The 376-nt window shown below is 55.1% G+C and carries 1 pseudogene; it reads left to right on the plus strand.

The features are described from left to right. Window positions 1–243: 243 nt before the first annotated feature. A pseudogene (locus AC58NV_RS23750) lies at window positions 244–376 on the plus strand (IS110-like element ISMmg1 family transposase); the annotation flags it as partial.

Raw genomic sequence — 376 nt, forward strand, 5'->3', positions numbered from 1 at the left:
CTCCGCTGTGAACACAACTCAGGCTGTGGCAATTGCCGCTAGCAGAGGGCTGATCGTTGTTTAAGCATTGGTTTCCAATGGAGCAGCTGAAGGCAGGACTTTGCTTGGGAATGTTGGAAGAGCGGTCCTTCGCCGCATGGAGCACGAACAAGCAAATAGCGCGTGACGTAATGGGATGAACTGCTTTCCCGCCGAGACCACGGCTATTGTTGTGAAGATCAGCGGAGAAGAAGGAGCATTCTGATGGAGATCGCAGTTCTGGGCATTGATCTGGGAAAGACAACCTGCAGTGTTGCTGGTCTGGATGGCGACGGCGCGGTCGTTCTGCGCAAACGCATCCGACGCCATCGGCTGTTGGCCTTCTTGTCCAGGCTCT

This window comes from Leisingera sp. ANG49, assembly GCF_059694505.1.